Below are 17297 nucleotides of genomic sequence, written 5' to 3' on the forward strand. Positions count from 1 at the left end.
AGGCTGTGGTGGCTCGGGTGCGGACCACAGCACCCGCTGTGGTCCGCACCCGGTCCGGTTCGGTGGGCGGACGGCGCCGACCGGTGCCGGTCAGTACGGCCGCGCGTCGACCTCCTCCTGGGTGATGGTCTGGTCGAAGACCTTGTCCTCCACGACGGTGTTCTTCTCGACCTCCTCGCCGGCGACGACCTTCTTCATCAGCTCCCCGAGCTGCTCGCCGAAGATCGGGTTGCACTCGACGACGTAGTTGAACTTGCCGTCGCACAACGCCTGGAGGCCGTCCTTCACTCCGTCGATCGTGACGATGATGATGTCGGTGCCGGGCTTCTTGCCGGCGGCCTCGATGGCCTCGATGGCGCCCAGGCCCATGTCGTCGTTGTGGGAGAAGAGGAGGGTCATCTCCGGGTAGGCCTGGAGGGCGGCCTCCATGGCGGTCTTGCCCTCGGCTCGGGTGAAGTTGCCGGTGGCCTTGCCGATGATCTTGTCGGCGCCGACGACCTTGTCGAAGGCCTCCTCGCGGTCGAGCTGGGCGCCGGAGCCCATGGTGCCCTGGAGCTCGAAGATCTTGGCGTCGGGGTGGTTCTCCTTGACCCACTGGCCGGCCTTCTCGCCCTCGGCGTACAGGTCGGAGCCGATGTGGGCGATGTAGGGCTCCTCAACGGTGGTGTCGACGGAGCGGTCCACGAGGATGACGGGGATCTCGGCGTCCTTGAGCTCCTGGAGGACGTCGTCCCAACCGGTCTCGACCACCGGGGAGAAGGCGACGATGTCGACGTCCTGGCTGATGAAGTCGCGCAGGGCCTTGATCTGGTTCTCCTGCTTCTGCTGGGCGTCGACGAAGGTGAGGTCGAATCCGTTCTCAGCGGTGAGGTGCTTCTTGATGTCCTCGGTGTTGGCGGTGCGCCAGCCCGACTCCGCGCCGAGCTGGGAGTAACCGACGCGGATGGCGTCGGAGGAGCCGGATCCCGAGTCTGAGCCCGAGCCCCCACCGCAGGCGGTGAGGCCGATGACGGCGCCGCTGGCGGCGGCGAGGGCGAGGAAGTGACGACGCTTCATGGGTGTTCTCTCTTCTTTGAGGGTCTGGGGGTGCGTCTCGCCTGGCCCCGGGGGAGACCGTGGGATGTCCGGCGGGAGGGGCGACGTCGTCGTCGTCAGATGAGACACAGGGAGCGTGAACGTTCACAAGCCATGAGTCAAGTCACAGCTCCCGCGTGTCGCATCAGGCGCACAGGTGCGTCCCGCGGCAAGGAGGCCCGCGTGTCGCACCTGCTGGTGGCCGACGTCCCCTCGTCAGCCCTTCACGCTGCCGGCGGTCAGACCGCTGACAATCCAGCGCTGGCAGAAGACGAAGAACACGAGCACCGGGATGAGCGCGATGACCGTCATCGTCATGAAGGCGGGCCAGTCGGTCGCAACTCCCCGACGGCGTTGTAGACCTGCAGGACGATCGTGCGCTTGTCGGAGGAGGAGATGAGCACGTTGGGCGTCATGAAGTCGTTCCAGGTCCACATCGTCTGGAAGACGATGACGGTGGCCAGGATCGGGCGGATGAGCGGCAGGACGATCCTCCAGTAGATCTGGAAGGGACCAGCACCGTCGATCCTCGCAGCCTCGATGACCTCCCAGGGGAGCTTGCGCATGTAGCCGACGATGAGGAAGTAGCAGAACACCGATCCCCCCAGGTACATGACGACGAGGCCGAGCAGGGTGTTGACGAGCCCGACCTGCGCCTCCATCCGGTACAGCGGGATGAGGGTCGCCTGCGCGGGGATGACGAAGGCGATCACGAGGACCGTGCCGACGGCGGCGGTCAGGCGGTTGCGGCGCATGACGACGCCGTAGGCGGCCATCGAGCCGATGAGCACCTGGAGCAGGACTCCCAGGACGGTGACGAGCAGCGTGTTGGCGAAGGAGCGCAGCACCGGTGTCGTCTCGAGGACCTTGACGTAGGTGTCCAGCGTGGGCGAGGAGGGCAGTCCGAGGGGGCTGACGGCCATCTCCTGACTCGTCTTGAAGGTGTTGACGACGATGTAGTACAGGGGCACGGTCATGACGGCGGCGAGGGCGATCACGACGAGCGAGCGGACCCAGTACCACAGGCGACGGCGAGCGGCGGGACTCATGACAGGCTCCTCTCGATCCGGCTGGACAGGGCCAGCTGGGCGAGCACGATGAGGGCGACGGCGACGGTGAAGACCACCGCGTCAGTGGAGTAGCCGGAGAAGCTCGTGAGGCTGAAGTAGAAGGTCTGCGCCAGGGGCACGGCGAACAGGATGACGAAGACGGCGAGGACCGGCAGGAGGAAGGCCGAGCTGGCCCACGACTCCGAGGTCAGGGATCCCATTCTCCAGCGTCCGCCCCCGCGCCCCCGGCGGGCCGTGGCGCGGGTCGTGCTGGTAGCCCTCATGGGAGGTCCGTTCTCGCGGTACTCACAGGGCGGACAGCTTGGCGTCCATGCCGGCCGCGACCTCGTCCAGGCTGATCTCGCCCTGGACGGCGTGCTGGAACAGTGCGATGCCCTCGAGCCGCAGGGCGTCGGAGGCGTGGTCCCAGTAGTTCATGGGGAGGTAGATCTTCGACTCCTTGAGGTAGTCGTCGTAGATCTCCTGGCACTCCGGGGCGACCTCGACCTGGTAGTCGGAGGTGTTGAGCAGCGCGCCGAAGCTCTCCGACATCAGGCCGAGCCCCTCCTGGGAGGCGAGGAAGGAGATGAGCCGCTTGGCCGCCTCGAGCTCGGCGCCCTCGGCCTTGGAGGAGATCGCGAAGCCCGGGTCCGGTGCGCCGGTGGCATAGGTCTCGCCGCCCGGGGCCGCCGGGACCGGGGCGATCCCCCAGGGCAGGCCGGAGGCGGAGATGTCGGCGAGGTCCCACGGCCCCGTGATGAACATGGCGAGGTTGCCGGCGAGGAAGTCCTCCTTGAGCTGGGTCCCGGTCAGGGAGATGGACTCGGCGCCGACGATGTCCTCCTCGTAGAGCCGGTGCCACTGCGCGAGGGCCTCGGGCCACTCCTGAGCGAAGGTTGAGTCGCCGGTGAAGATCTTCTTCTCCCCCAGGGAGTCCCCCGCGACGTGGTAACCGGCGCCCAGGAAGGCTTGGAAGACCGCCGGGATGTCCTGCACGCCCTCGCGGAAGGGTGGCCTGCGGCCTTGAGGTCCTTGCACAGGCGCAGGAAGTCGTCCCAGCTCTCGGGAACGGTCTCGGCCCCGGCCTTGGACAGCAGGTCCTTGTTGTAGACGACGCCGGCGGCCCAGGCCCCGAAGGACGCACCGTAGACGCGGCCGTCCGCCTCGTAGGCGCGCAGGTTGGCCTCAGCGAGGGCGCTCATGAAGGGCTCGTCGGTGAGGTCGGCGACGAGGGACTCGCCGATGAGCTTCTCCTTGGTCTCCGGGTTGATCCGGTGGACGGTGGGCTGCTGGTTGCCGGCGATGCGGGTCTGCAGGGTCTGGAAGTAGCCGGCGGTCGGGGTCGAGTAGGAGAAGTCGACCCTGATGTCTCGGGGTTGGCGGCCTCGAAGGCCTCGATGAGGGGGGCGGGCGGACTCCTCGGTCTCCCAGGACAGGTAGGTGATCGTCGTCCTGCCAGACCCGCTGCTGCCGCCGCAGGCGGACAGCAGCGCGGCTCCGGGCAGGAGGCCGAGGCCGGCGAGGGCGTGGCGACGGGAGACGTGGGCGTGGGCGTGGGGAACGGGGCTCATGGCTGTGCTCCTTTGCACGAGCGGGTTGTCCGACCCGCGTGATGTATCGTTACATTCACGATGGCGGGTGTCCCCGCCGCTGTCAACGGCGTCACCCGCCCGAGCCGCTAGGCTGCCCGAGGACGAGAGGAGAGCGCATGGCCACCCTTGCCGACGTCGCCAAGGAGGCGGGCGTCTCCGTCATGAGCGCCTCGAACGTCATGCGAGGCAAGCCCTCCGTGTCCCCGGGGATCCGCGAGCGCGTCCTCGCCGCCGCCGCCCGGCTCGACTACCGCGTCAACGCCGCGGCCCAGAGCCTGCGCTCGGGGCGCAGCGGCGTCATCGCCCTGTGCGTGCCCCGTCTCGACATGCCCTTCAACGCCGCCTTCGCCGCAGCGGCGACGTCGACGGCCGAGGAGCGCGGGCTGCGGGTCATGGTCCAGCAGACCCTCTCGGACCCCCGGCGCGAGATCGAGATCCTGCGAGGGGCGACGGCCTCCCTGGTGGACGGCACGATCGTCTCCGCCGTCGGCGCCACCGCCCAGGAGGTCGAGCAGGCCGCGGGGAGCCACGCCGTGGTCCTGTACGACGAGCGCATCCGCGACACCCCGCTCGACCTCATCTCCAGCCCCAACGAGAGCGGGGGACGGGCCGCCGTCGAGCACCTCATCGCCAAGGGGTGCCGGCACGTCGTCGTCCTGGGCACCCACGGCCCCCGCCGCGACCTCCCCGGTCCCGATGGTCCGGACCTTCGCTGGACCGGGGCGCTCCAAGCGGCGCAGGGCAGCCCCCAGGTCCGCCTGACCCCGGTCCCCTGCCTCTGGGACTGCGAGCCGGCCTACGCCGCGATGCTGTCCACCCTCGCCGTCGGCACGCCGGTGGACGGCGTCTTCGCACTGACCGACTCGATGGCGCTGGGGGCGCTGCGGGCGCTGTCGGACCTGGGGCTGCGCTGCCCCGAGGACGTGCGCGTCATCGGCTTCGACGGCATCCGGGAGGGCGCCATGTCCACCCCCTCGCTGTCCACCATCGACATCGACATCACCCAGCTCGCACGCACCTCGGTGGAGATGCTCCTGACGCGCATCGACTCACCCGTCACCGAGCTGCCCGGCCGGCGCTTCACCTCCGCCTACACGCTCATCGAGCGGGAGTCCTCACGCTGAGGCCACCGGGGGTGGCGGTTGATCATCCGCACCTCTGCATGTAGCGTTACATTCACTGGGGCCCGCAGGTGCGCCCTCACAACGACGCACGGCCTCACGCTCCGACCCCAACGACGAGGACGTCCACGATGCCCACCTCCACCGCCCCCCGCGCCGTCATCGACCTCGACGTGCCGGGCCCCACCATCTCCCGCCACATCTACGGCCACTTCGCCGAGCACCTGGGCCGCTGCGTCTACGGCGGCCTCTGGGTCGGCGAGGACTCCCCCATCCCGAACATCCACGGGCTGCGCACCGACGTCATCGAGGCCCTCAAGGACATCGACATCCCCAACCTGCGCTGGCCCGGCGGCTGCTTCGCCGACGAGTATCACTGGCGCGACGGGGTCGGCCCCAGGCAGGACCGGCCCATGATGGTCAACACGAACTGGGGCGACGTCGTCGAGGACAACTCCTTCGGCACGCACGAGTTCATGGAGCTGTGCGAGCTGCTGGGCGCGGACGCCTACATCACGGGCAACGTCGGCTCCGGCACCGTGCAGGAGATGAGCGAGTGGGTCGACTACCTCACTCGCGACGGCGACTCCCCCATGGCCCGCCTGCGCCGCGCCAACGGGCGCGAGAGGCCCTGGAAGGTGCCCTTCTTCGGCATCGGCAACGAGAGCTGGGGCTGCGGCGGCCACATGCGGCCCGAGACCTACGCCGCCGAGGCCCGCCGCTACGCCACCTTCGTGCGCGACCACGACGGCAACCGGATCACCCGTGTCGCCTGCGGCGCCAACGTCGACGACTACGAGTGGACGGAGGTCCTCATGCGCGACCTCCTGGAGTGCGAGACCTGTCCCCAGGCGCAGCCCGGCCCCTACCAGGCCATCAGCCTGCACAGCTACACCTTCACGGGCGACGACTTCTCCCGCAAGGGCAGGGCCCTGGAGCCCAGCACCGAGGACTGGTACACGGTCTTCAGGCGCGCGTGGTGGATGGACGAGCTCATCACCCGTCACTCGACGGTCATGGACCGCTACGACCCGCACCGCCGCGTGGGCCTCGTGGTCGACGAGTGGGGCGCCTGGTGGGACGCCGAGGAGGGGACGAACCCCGCCTTCCTGTTCCAGCAGAACACGGTGCGCGACGCCCTCATCGCCTCCCTGCACCTGGACATCTTCCACCGGCACGCCGAGCGCGTCGTCATGGCGAACCTCGCCCAGACGGTCAACGTCCTGCAGGCCCCCATCCTCACCGACGAGGCCACGGGGGCGATGGTCCTGACCCCGACCTACTGGGTGCTCAAGATGAGCAAGGGGCACCAGGACGCCCAGCGCCTGGACCTGCGCTGGGTGGACGACCTCCCGGAGCACCGCCCGGGCACTGGCCGACCCGTCCCGTTGGTCTCCGCCTCCGCCTCGCGCAAGGACGGGCGCGCGCTCGTGTCCCTGTCGAACCTCGACGCCGAGCGCGCCCGGAGGCTCCGGCTCGACCTGCGCGGCGCGCGGGTGACGGGGGATGAGGGCGCGGTCCTCACCGCCGACGCGCTCAACGCCCACAACACCGTGGAGCGGCCCGACGCCGTCGTCCCCGCCCCCTTCACCGGTTACACGCTCAGCGACGGCCTGCTCGAGGTGACGCTGCCGCGCGCCTCCTTCGTCACGATCAGCCTCGGGCTGAGCGAGTGAGCGGGCGATGAGCACCACCGCGCCGGCGGGCGGGGCCGCGGCCCCCGCCCCGAGGAGCCCTTCGGCTACCTCATGGTCCACTTCCGCGAGGACGCGCACGGCCACCTGGAGAAGATCCACCTGTCGCTGTCCGAGGCCGACGTCCCGCTGCGCTGGGTGCCGCTCAACGGCGGAGAGCCGGCCCTCGAGCCCACGACCGGCACCACAGGCGTGCGCGACCCCGCCATCTGCCAGGACTCCGAGGGGCTCTTCCACATCCTGGCCACCGACCTGCGGGTCTTCGGCGGCGACGGGGCGGGGTGGGAGGCCTGGTCCTCCCACGGCAGCCGGAACCTGCTCATCTGGGACTCTCCCGACCTGCTCACCTGGAGCGGTCCGCGTCCGGTCGAGGTCGCCCCTGCGACCGCGGGGATGGCGTGGGCGCCGGAGGTCATCCGCGACCCCGGGACGGGCGAGCACGTCGTCTTCTGGTCCTCGCGGCTCTTCGACGCCGAGGACGGCGGGCACACAGGCCCGTCGCGCACCCGGATCCTGTGCTCGCGCACGCGGGACTTCCGCTCCTTCAGCCCGGCCGAGGTGATGTTCGACAACGGCCGTGACGTCATCGACACGGCGGTGGCCCTCATCGACGGCCTCTACCACCGTGTGAGCAAGAACGAGGAGGCCGACGGCGAGGGCCTGGGGATCATGCACGAGGTCGGCTCAGGCCTCTTCTCCGACGACTACCGGCTCGTCGCCTGCGGGATCGCCCGGGACCTGTACCGGGGTGTGGAGGCGCCGATCCTCCTGCAGGGCCGTGACGGGAGGACCTTCCTGTTCCTCGACCAGTACTCGGTGGCCCCGCAGGGCTACTTCGTCCTGGAGTCCGAGGACCCTGCCTCCGGCCGGTGGCGGAGGGTCGACGACGCCGAGGTGCGCATCCGTCCGGCGACGAAGCACGGGGGGATCCTTCCCCTCACCCGCGCCCAGTGGCAGGCGCTCGACGGCAGCCGGGCGGAGGGGTCCTTCTGCTGACTGGCGCCCCCGCCGCCGGTGCGACCCACACCCTACAATGGTGTGACGCGAACCACGTGGCCGTGGGGACTTGCCAGATCGCCCCTGTTCGTCGTTGAATTCATTCAATCGACCGTTCGTTTGGTTCTCGGTCGCCTCCCGGCAAACCCGGCAAAGGAGCCCCCTGTGTCAACCTCCCCCACCCTCGACTCCCGGCTCGAGGAGCCCTCCCGTCCTGGCACCTCCGCCAAGTACCTCGGCGGACGCCCCTTCGTCCAGTACGTCGTCTCCTTCATCATCTCCTCGGTCTTCCTCTACGCCTGCTACGCGGCGATGGCCGGCATCCTCCTGCCCAGCTCGGTGCAGACCATCGAGTTCCAGCACTACTTCGCCAGCACCTCCATCCAGAGCGTCGACGCCCTCCAGGAGCTGACCAACCTCAAGCAGGCCATCGAGGCCGGCACCGCCAGCGCCACCACCGAGCAGCAGGGCCTGCTCGACCTGCTCGCCCAGTACGAGGCCTCCCGCGCCAGGTCGATCTCCCTCATGATGTCGATCGGCTCCTTCTTCACCCTCTTCGCCCAGCCCATCATCGGCGTCGTCTCCGACCGCTGGCGCTCCAAGCTCGGCCGCCGCGCCCTGTGGATCGTCCTCGGTGCCATCGGCGGCGCGATCTTCATGGTCGGCCTGCGCTACTCCTCGACGATCGCCCTGCTCACCCTGTTCTGGACCACCAGCCAGATCTCCCTCAACATCATGCAGGCCCCGCTGTCCACCACCGTCGCGGACCGCGTGCCCCAGGACAAGACCGGCCTCGTCTCCGGCCTGTCCGGCATCGGCATGATGGCGGGCTTCACCGGCGGCTCCATCGTCGCCGGCATCGCCTTCGCCGCCCTCGGCCTGGACACCTACTTCATCTTCGCTGTCGGCGTCGTCATCGGCGCCCTCATCTTCGTCACCTTCGCCAAGGACCGCTCCTCCGAGGCCCTCGAGCTCGAGAAGTTCGACTGGGTCGCCTTCATCAAGGGCTACGCCATCCCGCTGCGCGACCACGACTTCCGCTGGACCTGGATCGCCCGCTTCTTCATGTTCTTCGGCTACACCGGGATCACGAACTTCACGCTGTACATCCTGCAGTCGCACATCCAGCCCGCCCTGACCGCCTCCGAGGCCGCCACCACCTACGCGGGCCTGTCCTCCGCCGCCCTGCCGGGCCAGCTCGTCATGATGCTCGTCGCCGGCCGCTGGTCCGACAAGGTCGGCAAGCGCAAGCCCTTCGTCATCGGCTCCTCGGTCCTCATCGCGCTGCTCATGGCCCTGCCGCTGCTCTTCCCGACGCTGCCGATCTTCTACGTGTTCTACGTCGGCATGGCCGCCGCCTACGGCATGTACATGGCCGTGGACGTCGCCCTGTTCATCGACGTCCTGCCCGACCCGGAGGCCGCTGGCCGCGACCTCGGCGTCGCCAACGTCGCCACCAACATCGGCCAGATGCTCGCCCCGGTCGTCGCCGGCCAGGTCGTCGCCCTCACCGCCGGCTACAGCGCCCTGTTCCTCATGTCCGTCGTCGCGGTCCTCATCTCCGCCGTCGCCATCGTCCCGATCAAGAAGATCAAGTGACCCCGCTCCCGTCCGCCTGACGGGCGGCCGCGAGCCAGCCGAGGGCGCCCGGGTCCTCCTAAGGACCCGGGCGCCCTCGCTCACACCCCCACCCCGCACCAGCCCCCACACACCGCTACCGGCCCCGCCCCGACGACCACCCCAGGAGGACGACATGACTGCCCCGACCGCCCCCAAGACCTGGACCTACGGCTCCTTCCCCTGGCTGGGCCAGGACGAGCACATCCCCGGCGTGCGCCCCCGCACCCGCGTCATCGTCGACAACGACTTCGCCGGGGACCCCGACGACCTCTTCCAGCTCGCCCACCACCTGCTCGTCGAGGGCACCGAGGTGCGCGGCGTCGTCGTCTCCCGGCTCGACGAGGCCAACGGCTGGAACCGCACCGGCACCCCCGTGGCCACAGGACGCGAGAACGTCGAGGCGCTGCTGGGCGCCATGGGCGTGACCGGCGTCGGCGTCCACGACGGCGACGACCGCGGCTTCGAGGCCTACGACGGCCCCACCGAGGCCTCCCGCCTCATCGTCAGCGAGGCCATGGCCGACGACGAGCGCCCCCTGTACGTCGTCGCCGGCGGCGGTCTGGGCGAGGTCGCCCGCGCCCTCAGGGCAGAGCCCGCCATCGCCGAGCGCATGGTCCTCATCTGGATCGGCGGCTCCGAGCACGCCGGACGGGCCTATGTCCCCGACGGCGCCACGGTCCTGGAGTACAACATGGCCATCGACGTGCCCGCAGCCATGTACGTCTTCAACGACACCGACGTGCGCGTGTGGCAGATGCCCCGCGACGTCTACCGCTCCAGCCAGGTGCCCTTCAGCGTCATCCGCCGCGGCTGCCGGCGCGCCGGAGCCCTGGGCGGGTACCTGCTCTGCCAGCTCAACCTCGTGCGCCAGATGATCGCCCCCTTCGCCGGCCACGCCGGCGCCACCTACGTGCTCGGCGACCAGCCGCTCGTCCTGCTCTCGAGCCTGCAGACCACCTTCGAGCCCGACGCCGCCTCCAGCGCCTACGACGTCGTCCCCCGGGTCGCCCTGGCCGCCGACGGCACCTACCGCTACCCGCAGGACACGCGCCCTATGCGCCTGTACACGCGCATCGACAACAACCTCCTCTTCGACGACATGTTCGCCTCCTTCGAGGCCCTCAGCGACTGGCTGGAGGGCTGAGCCGTGTACAGCTCCGCCGTCGTGACGACGACGCACGGCCCGGTGCGCGGCCGGGTGACCGACGCCGTCACCGCCTTCAAGGGCATCCGCTACGGTGCGGACACCGCCGCCTACCGCTTCCAGCCTCCCCGCCCGCCCGCGCCCTGGACCGAGGTCGTCAACGCCTTCGAGTTCGGGCCGACGGCGCCCCAGGACCACCCCGAGCAGTCCACCGACCGCGCCACCAACCCGTGGCTGCAGATGATGGGGCTGACCGACAACCTGCCCGAGAGCGAGGACTGCCTCTTCCTCAACGTCTGGACGCCCTCCACCGCGGCGCAGGCCGCCGAGGCCGGCCAGGACGCCCCCGCGCGTCCCGTCCTCGTGTGGGTCCACTCCGGCGGCTACTCGGACAACTCGGGCTCCTCCCCCTCCGTCGATGGCGCGCACCTGGCCCGCGAGCACGACCTCGTGACCGTCTCCTTCAACCACCGCCTGGGCGTGCTGGGCTACACCCAGCTCGTCGACCCGGCCGAGGCCGGCTCGCCCTACGCCACCAGCGGCAACGTCGGCCAGCTCGACATCGTCGCCGCCCTGGAGTGGGTGCGCGACAACATCGCCGCCTTCGGCGGCGACCCCGGCAACGTCACGCTCGCAGGCCAGTCCGGCGGCGCCATGAAGATCTCCTGCCTGCTCGCCATGCCCCGGGCACAGGGACTGTTCCACAAGGCGGTCCTCCAGTCCGGCACCACCGCACGCGTCCTGGAGCCCCGTCAGGCCGCCGCCGTCACCGCCCGCCTGCGCGCGAGCGCCGCTCTCACCCCCGACGCCGGCCCCGAGGAGCTGGCCGGCATGGACCTCAAGGCCCTCATGCGGGCCTACAAGGCGACCGCCGAGGGCTTGACGACCTTCGGCCCGGTCCTCGACGGGCGGGTCATCCCCGCCCACCCCTTCTCGCCGGCCTCGGTCGCCCTGAGCGGGGACAAGCCGCTCATCCTCGGCGACCTCGACACCGAGGCCACCCTCTTCCTCCTCCACAGCCGCGACGCGCTCGTGTCCGCGGGCCCCGAGGAGGTCACCCGCCGCCTCGCCGCCGTGGCCGGCCACGATCTCGCCGACGCCCTCGTGTCCGCCATCACGGCCGGCCACGGCCCTCTCGACGGCTACGAGCTGGCCGTCCAGGTCCTCTCCGACGGGCTGTTCACCGGCCCGGCCCACCTCGCCGCGCTGCGCCGGGCCGCCGGAGCGAGCGCCCCGACGTGGCGCTACCGCAACGCCCTGCGCACGCCGGCTCAGGACGGCGCGCTCATGAGCCCCCACGAGCTCGACGTCGCCCTCACCTTCGGCAACATCCACACGGCCACGGGGCTCAACGGCGACACCCCCGAGGCGCACGCCGTCTCCCGGCTCCTGGGCGCCACCTGGGCGGCCTTCGCCCGCGACGGCGACCCGGCCAACGCCACGATCCCCACCTGGCCCGCCTACACGGCCGAGGAGCGCCAGGTCCTCCTCATCGACGCCGGGCCGCGCGTCGTCACCAACCCGGACGGCGCCGCCCTCGACGTCGCCGCCGGCGCCCAGGACACGCCCGTCAACTGGTTCGCCGTCGCCGGCACCTGACCGCCCCGGTGGGTGGACGCCGTCGTCCGCCCGCCCCTCGCACCCGCACCACCAGACGACCCCGGAGGCTCCCGTGCCCGCCCTCACCACCATCCGCCCCCTGACCCCCGAGCCCGAGATCACCATCGACGCGCTCACGGACCCGGTCGGCGACCTCGCCGCCCCCACCCACCTCACCATCGACCAGTACCTGCCCGGAGACGTCCTGGGCGGCGCCACCGCCACCCCGCGCCTGTCCTGGGAGGTGGCCACCGCCCCCGCCCTCTGGCGGGCCACCGCCGCCGAGCTCGAGGTCACCCGCACCGACGCCGCCGGCAGGGCGCTGGGCGAGGCCGTCGTCCTGCCCCTGACCACCTGCGACGGCGTCCTCGCCGACTGGCCCGCCGAGCCACTGGGCTCGCGCGAGCGCGTCGTCCTGCGCGTGCGGGTCAGCGGCGTCATCGAGGGCTCCGACGACGACGCCCCCGGGGCGTGCAGCACCGGCTGGTCCGCACCGCTCGCCTACGAGGTGGGCCTGCTCGCGCCCGAGGACTGGACGGCGCTGCCGGTGGGGCCGTCGTGGCCGGAGAACCCCCTGGCGGACCGCCGTCCGCCGCGCGTGCGCACCGAGTTCACGCTCTCCTCCCCGGTGGTGGCCGCCCGCGCCCACATCAGCGCCCACGGCCTCATCCGCGCCGAGATCGACGGCCGGCGCGTGGGCGCTGACGAGCTCGTGCCCGGCTGGACCGTCTACGGCGAGCGGATCGTCGCCCGCACCTACGACGTCACCGAGCTGCTCACCCGCGCCGAGGACGGTGGCGCCCCCACGGACGGCACCGGCGCGCACGCCGTCGGAGCCCAGCTCGCCGACGGCTGGTACCGCGGCCACATCGGCTTCGACGGCGGCTACCGCAACCTCTACGGCGAGGACATCGCCGCCCTCGTCCAGGTCGAGGTCCTGCACGCCGACGGCAGCACGACCACCGTCGCCACGGACTCCTCCTGGCGCGCCGGCGCCGGGGAGATCCTCTTCTCCGACCTCTACGACGGCGAGAAGACCGACGCCCGCCTGGCCGCCCCCGGCTGGTCGCGCCCCGGCTTCGACGACTCCGCCTGGCTGCCGGTCGCCGTCGGGCCCTCGGACGCCGAGCGGCTCGTCATGCCCACGGACGCGCCCGTGCGCACCACCGACGTCCTGGAGCCGGTCGAGGTCAGCGTCCTGCCGGCCGTCGTCCTCGACCTGGGCGGCAGCGCCCTCGAGGTGGAGCCCGAGCGGGTCCTCATCGACTTCGGCCAGAACATCTCCGGGCGCCTGCGCCTCCGGGTGAGCGGCGAGGCGGGCACCACCGTCACCCTGCGCCACGCCGAGGTCCTCAAGGACGGGCGTCTGGGCACGCGCCCCCTGCGTGAGGCGGCCTCCACGGACACCTACACGCTGGCCGGGGACGGCGCCGAGGAGTGGGAGCCGGTCTTCGCCATCCACGGCTTCCGCTACGCGGACGTCACCGGCTGGCCCGGCGGTGGCCAGGCCGCCAAGGCCGCCATCGAGGCGGGGGCGGTGCGCGCCGTCGTCCTGCACACCGAGATGGAGCGGCTGGGGGCCTTCAGGGCCTCGGACGAGCGCGTCACCCGCCTGCACGAGAACTCCCGTTGGTCCATGCGCGACAACTTCGTGTCGATCCCCACGGACTGCCCCCAGCGCGACGAGCGGCTGGGCTGGACCGGTGACATCCAGGCCTTCGCGCCCACGGCCGCCTTCCACTACGGCTGCACGGGGCTGCTGTCCTCCTGGCTCGTGGACCTCGGGATCGAGCAGGAGGCCCACGGTACCGTGCCGTGGTACGTGCCGGTGATCCCGGGCGGCTTCTGGACCCCGCCCATGCCCGGGGCGGTGTGGGGCGACGCCGCGACCGTCGTGCCCTGGGAGCTGTACCGGGCGACCGGGGACCTCGCTCTGCTCGAGCAGCAGTACGACTCGGCCCGCGCCTGGGTCGACCTCGTGACCTCGCTGGCGGACGAGGACCACTGCTGGACCACGGGCGGGCGCCAGCTGGGCGACTGGCTCGACCCGACGGCGCCCCCGGACAACCCGATGCTCGCGATGACGGACCCCCACCTCGTCGCCACGGCCTTCTACGCGCACAGCGCCCGCATCCTGTCCGAGTGGGCGGCCGCCCTGGGCGAGGAGGCCGACGCCGCGCGCTACGGCGAGCTGGCCGACGCCATCGGGGAGGGCTTCCGGGCGCGCTACACCGACGGGGCCGGGCACCTGGCCTCGGACACGCAGTGCGCCTACGCGCTCACCATCACCTTCGACCTCGCCGGTGACGCCGAGCGGCGCCGGGTGGCCGGCGAGCGCCTGGCCGGGCTGGTCGAGGCCTCCGGCGCTCACGTCGGCACCGGCTTCGCGGGCACCCCCGTGCTCACGGGCGCGCTCACGCTCACGGGCCACACCGAGGCCGCCTACCGCCTGCTCCTTCAGGACACCTGCCCGTCGTGGCTGTACGCCGTCACCATGGGCGCCACGACGACGTGGGAGCGCTGGGACTCCATGCTGCCGGACGGGTCGATCAACCCCGGCGGCATGACCTCCTTCAACCACTACGCGCTGGGCGCGGTGGCGGCGTGGCTCGAGCGCGACGTGGCGGGCCTGGCCCCGGCGGAGCCGGCCTACCGGGTCATCGAGGTCGCCCCGCACCCGGGGCCGGGGCTCACGAGCGCCGAGGCGGTGCACCGCACGCCCTTCGGCTGGGCGGCCTCGTCCTGGCGCACCGACGACGACGGCGCCCTCACGCTTGAGGTCGTCGTGCCGGTGGGCGCGAGGGCGCGGGTGAGGCTGCCGGGGGCCGAGCAGGTGGTCGAGCTCGGCCACGGGCGCCACACGCTCACCGTCTGAGGGGGCCGACGCCGAGCTCGAGGGTTACGTGCCGAGCTCGAGGTCTCAGCACTCGAGCTCGCGACCGAACCCTCGAGCTCGTGGGGGCGGGAGAGGTCAGGGACGTCTCGGGGCCGGCGCCGACGCGCTGCGCTCAGACCGCCTCGACCCTCACCGGCGTGGTGAGGACCCGGCCCTCGCCGACGACCCTCCGCTCGCCCGTGACCCGCACAGCGAGCGGTGCCAGCCGGTCCTCGCTGTCGCGCCCGGCCGCCAGCAGGATCTCGCCCGGCTGGACGACGCGCGCGTGGTCCACCCCGGTGAAGGAGGTGCGGTCCGCGTGCACGGTGAAGGTCACGCGCCGCGACTCCCCCGCCGCCAGGTCCACCTTGACGAAGCCGATGAGCTGCTTGAGGGGACGCACGACCTCGGCCACGGGGTCGGACAGGTACAGCTGGACGACCTCGGCGCCGTCGCGCCCGGAGGTGTTGGTGACGGTCACCGCGTAGTCGACAGTGCCGTCAACCGCCATCTCCTCGGCGGAGACGGCCGCGCCGCTCAGCTCGAAGGACGAGTAGGACAGGCCGTAGCCGAAGGGGTACAGCGGCGTGGGGTCGAGGTTGCTGATGCCCTCGGCCTGCCAGGCCAACGGCGCCGCGAGGTAGGTGCCGGGCTGGCCGCCGCGCCCCCTCGGGATGGCGATGGGCAGGCGACCGGAGGGGTTGAGCGCCCCGGTGAGCACGCCGACGACGGCGTCCGCCCCCTCGACGCCGGGCATGAAGGCCTGGACGACCGCCGCGCAGCGCTCGGCGTACTCGCCCAGCGCGTAGGGCCGGCCCGTGACCATGACGAGGACGGTGGGGGTGCCCGTGCCCAGGACCGCCTCCAGCAGGGCCCCCTGCTGTCCTGGCAGGCCCAGGTCGACGACGTCGCAGCCCTCCCCCGAGGTGCCGCCGCCGAAGAGCCCGGCGATGTCGCCCAGGGTGACGACGGCGACGTCGGCCGCCCTCGCCGCGGCGACGGCGGCGTCGAAGTCCTCCTCGCGCCCGTCGATGAAGCCGACGGCCTGGTGGAAGCTCGGTGGGACCGTCTGGGCGTCGGTCAGGGCCTCGGCGATGGAGCGGATCTCGAGACCGGTGCTGCGTCCGCCGTCGCGGCTCATGACGTGGTTGGGGAAGGAGTAGCAGCCCAGGAAGGAGCGCACGTCCTCCCAGACGGGGCCGGCGACGGCGAGGCGGGCGCCGGGGTCCAGGGGCAGGACGCCGTCGTTCTTGAGCAGGATGACGCTCTCGGCCGCCATCCGGCGGGCGACGTCGCGGTTGCCCGCGGAGTCGAGGTCCCGCCCGGGGTCGGCGTCGGCCGCGGCGTCGTATCCCCCGTCGAGCAGGCCCAGGCGCAGCTTCTGCTCCAGGACGCGGCGCACCGAGGTGTTGAGCTCGTCCTCGGTGAGCAGCCCCTCGTCGATGGCGCGAGCCAGGTGGGCGTAGCAGGTGGTCTCGGGCAGCTCGACGTCGAGGCCGGCGCGCACGGCCAGGGCGGCCGCCTCGGCGGGGCTGCCGGCGACGTGGTGCATGGCCTGCAGGAAACGCACGGACCAGTAGTCGGAGACGACGGTGCCGGTGAAGCCCCAGCGCTCGCGCAGGACCTCGGTGAGCAGGTGGCGGGAGGCGGCGGCGGGCTCGCCGTCGATGTCCGAGTAGGAGTTCATGACGGAGCCGACGCGCCCCTCGCTCACGGCCATCTCGAAGGGCGGCAGCATGACGTCCTCGAGCTCGCGCCTACCCATCTGGACGGGGGCGTGGTTGCGGCCCGCCTTGGAGGCGGGGTAGGCGACGAAGTGCTTGAGGGTGGCGATGACGCCCTGGTCCTGCAGGCCCTGGACGTAGGCGGTGCCGAGCGAGCCCACGAGGTAGGGGTCCTCGCCGCAGGTCTCCTCGACGCGGCCCCAGCGGTAGTCGCGCACGACGTCGAGCAGCGGGGCCAGCCCCTGGTGGACGCCGACGGCGCGCATGTCCGCACCGATGCGTCCGGCCATCTCCGTGACCAGGTCGGGCCGCCAGGTGGCGCCCCAGGCGATGGCTGCGGGGTAGACGGTCGCGCCGAGCGCGGTGAGGCCGGTGAGGCACTCCTCGTGGGCCACGGCCGGGATGCCGAAGGCGTTGCGGGACTGGACGTCCCGCTGGAGGCGCACGAGCCGGGCAACGCCCTCGGCGACGGTGACCGGGTCGGTGCCGAAGACACGGGTGAGCTGGCCCAGGCCCTGGTCGGCCGAGGCCTGCCAGCTCAGGCGGCCGACCGCGAAGGCGTTCTCCATGGGGGCGACCTGGTGGGGCTCGGAGCCGGCGGCCGCGTCGGAGGCGCCGGCCTCTGCGGTCGGCTCCGGGGCCGGGACGGCCTCGTCGTCGGCCCGCTCCCAGAAGGAGGCGAGCTGGTGGATCCTCTCCTCGCGGCTCATGGCGGCCATGAGGGCGTCCACGCGCTCGGCGTCGGGCAGGGACGTGTCGGTCCAGGGTGTGTCCTGGGCGGGGGCGGTCATAGGTGGCTCCATGGTCCG

The 17297-nt window shown here is 71.8% G+C and carries 11 protein-coding genes and 2 pseudogenes; 7 read left to right on the forward strand and 6 right to left on the reverse strand.

The window, feature by feature from the left end; translation table 11 throughout:
* Nucleotides 1–90 precede the first annotated feature (90 nt).
* The 5 genes and pseudogenes from H6X67_RS03170 to H6X67_RS12040 all read right to left on the reverse strand — a co-directional run.
* Nucleotides 91–1056: an ABC transporter substrate-binding protein gene (locus tag H6X67_RS03170; protein WP_249367460.1), complete on the reverse strand. Its 966-nt coding sequence runs from the start codon at nt 1054–1056 to the stop codon at nt 91–93.
* Nucleotides 1057–1388: 332 nt separating this feature from the next.
* Nucleotides 1389–2123, reverse strand: coding sequence for a carbohydrate ABC transporter permease (locus H6X67_RS03175; RefSeq protein ID WP_249367461.1), 735 nt, complete (start codon nt 2121–2123; stop codon nt 1389–1391).
* Nucleotides 2120–2344 (reverse strand): hypothetical protein, encoded by a 225-nt coding sequence (locus H6X67_RS03180; protein ID WP_249367462.1) that lies wholly within the window; start codon nt 2342–2344, stop codon nt 2120–2122. Before H6X67_RS03180 ends, H6X67_RS03175 begins: the two co-directional genes overlap by 4 nt.
* Before the next feature lie 85 nt (nt 2345–2429).
* The gene (locus H6X67_RS11770; protein WP_250707888.1) at nt 2430–3119 is read right to left on the reverse strand and encodes an extracellular solute-binding protein; all 690 of its coding nucleotides are present in this window, start codon (nt 3117–3119) and stop codon (nt 2430–2432) included.
* Between the two features lie 20 nt (nt 3120–3139).
* Nucleotides 3140–3694 (reverse strand): annotated as a pseudogene (locus tag H6X67_RS12040) (ABC transporter substrate-binding protein); the annotation flags it as partial.
* Nucleotides 3695–3831: 137 nt separating this feature from the next.
* On the opposite strand from H6X67_RS12040, the gene H6X67_RS03190 reads away from it, so the two are divergent.
* The 7 genes and pseudogenes from H6X67_RS03190 to H6X67_RS03220 all read left to right on the forward strand — a co-directional run bounded on the left by H6X67_RS03190 (nt 3832) and on the right by H6X67_RS03220 (nt 14764).
* On the forward strand, nt 3832–4839 hold the full coding sequence (locus tag H6X67_RS03190; protein ID WP_249367463.1) for a LacI family DNA-binding transcriptional regulator: 1008 nt from the start codon (nt 3832–3834) through the stop codon (nt 4837–4839).
* Nucleotides 4840–4967: 128 nt separating this feature from the next.
* The gene (locus tag H6X67_RS03195; protein ID WP_249367464.1) at nt 4968–6512 is read left to right on the forward strand and encodes an alpha-N-arabinofuranosidase; all 1545 of its coding nucleotides are present in this window, start codon (nt 4968–4970) and stop codon (nt 6510–6512) included.
* Between the two features lie 66 nt (nt 6513–6578).
* Nucleotides 6579–7526: pseudogene (locus H6X67_RS03200) on the forward strand (glycoside hydrolase family 43 protein); the annotation flags it as partial.
* 165 nt (nt 7527–7691) lie between these two features.
* Entirely contained in the window at nt 7692–9125 is a 1434-nt protein-coding gene (locus H6X67_RS03205) for an MFS transporter (RefSeq protein WP_249367466.1), read from the forward strand.
* Between the two features lie 154 nt (nt 9126–9279).
* A complete protein-coding gene (locus tag H6X67_RS03210) occupies nt 9280–10290 on the forward strand; it encodes a nucleoside hydrolase (RefSeq protein ID WP_249375685.1) in 1011 nt (336 codons plus the stop codon).
* Nucleotides 10291–10293: 3 nt separating this feature from the next.
* A complete protein-coding gene (locus H6X67_RS03215; RefSeq protein WP_249376543.1) occupies nt 10294–11889 on the forward strand; it encodes a carboxylesterase/lipase family protein in 1596 nt (531 codons plus the stop codon).
* 73 nt (nt 11890–11962) lie between these two features.
* Nucleotides 11963–14764, forward strand: coding sequence for an alpha-L-rhamnosidase (locus H6X67_RS03220; RefSeq protein ID WP_249377034.1), 2802 nt, complete (start codon nt 11963–11965; stop codon nt 14762–14764).
* 133 nt (nt 14765–14897) lie between these two features.
* On the opposite strand, the gene H6X67_RS03225 is transcribed toward H6X67_RS03220, so the two are convergent.
* Nucleotides 14898–17279 (reverse strand): beta-glucosidase, encoded by a 2382-nt coding sequence (locus H6X67_RS03225; protein ID WP_249377035.1) that lies wholly within the window; start codon nt 17277–17279, stop codon nt 14898–14900.
* Nucleotides 17280–17297 lie beyond the last annotated feature (18 nt).

The organism is Actinomyces sp. AC-20-1 (assembly GCF_023369555.1).
Classification (GTDB): Bacteria; Actinomycetota; Actinomycetes; order Actinomycetales; family Actinomycetaceae; genus Actinomyces.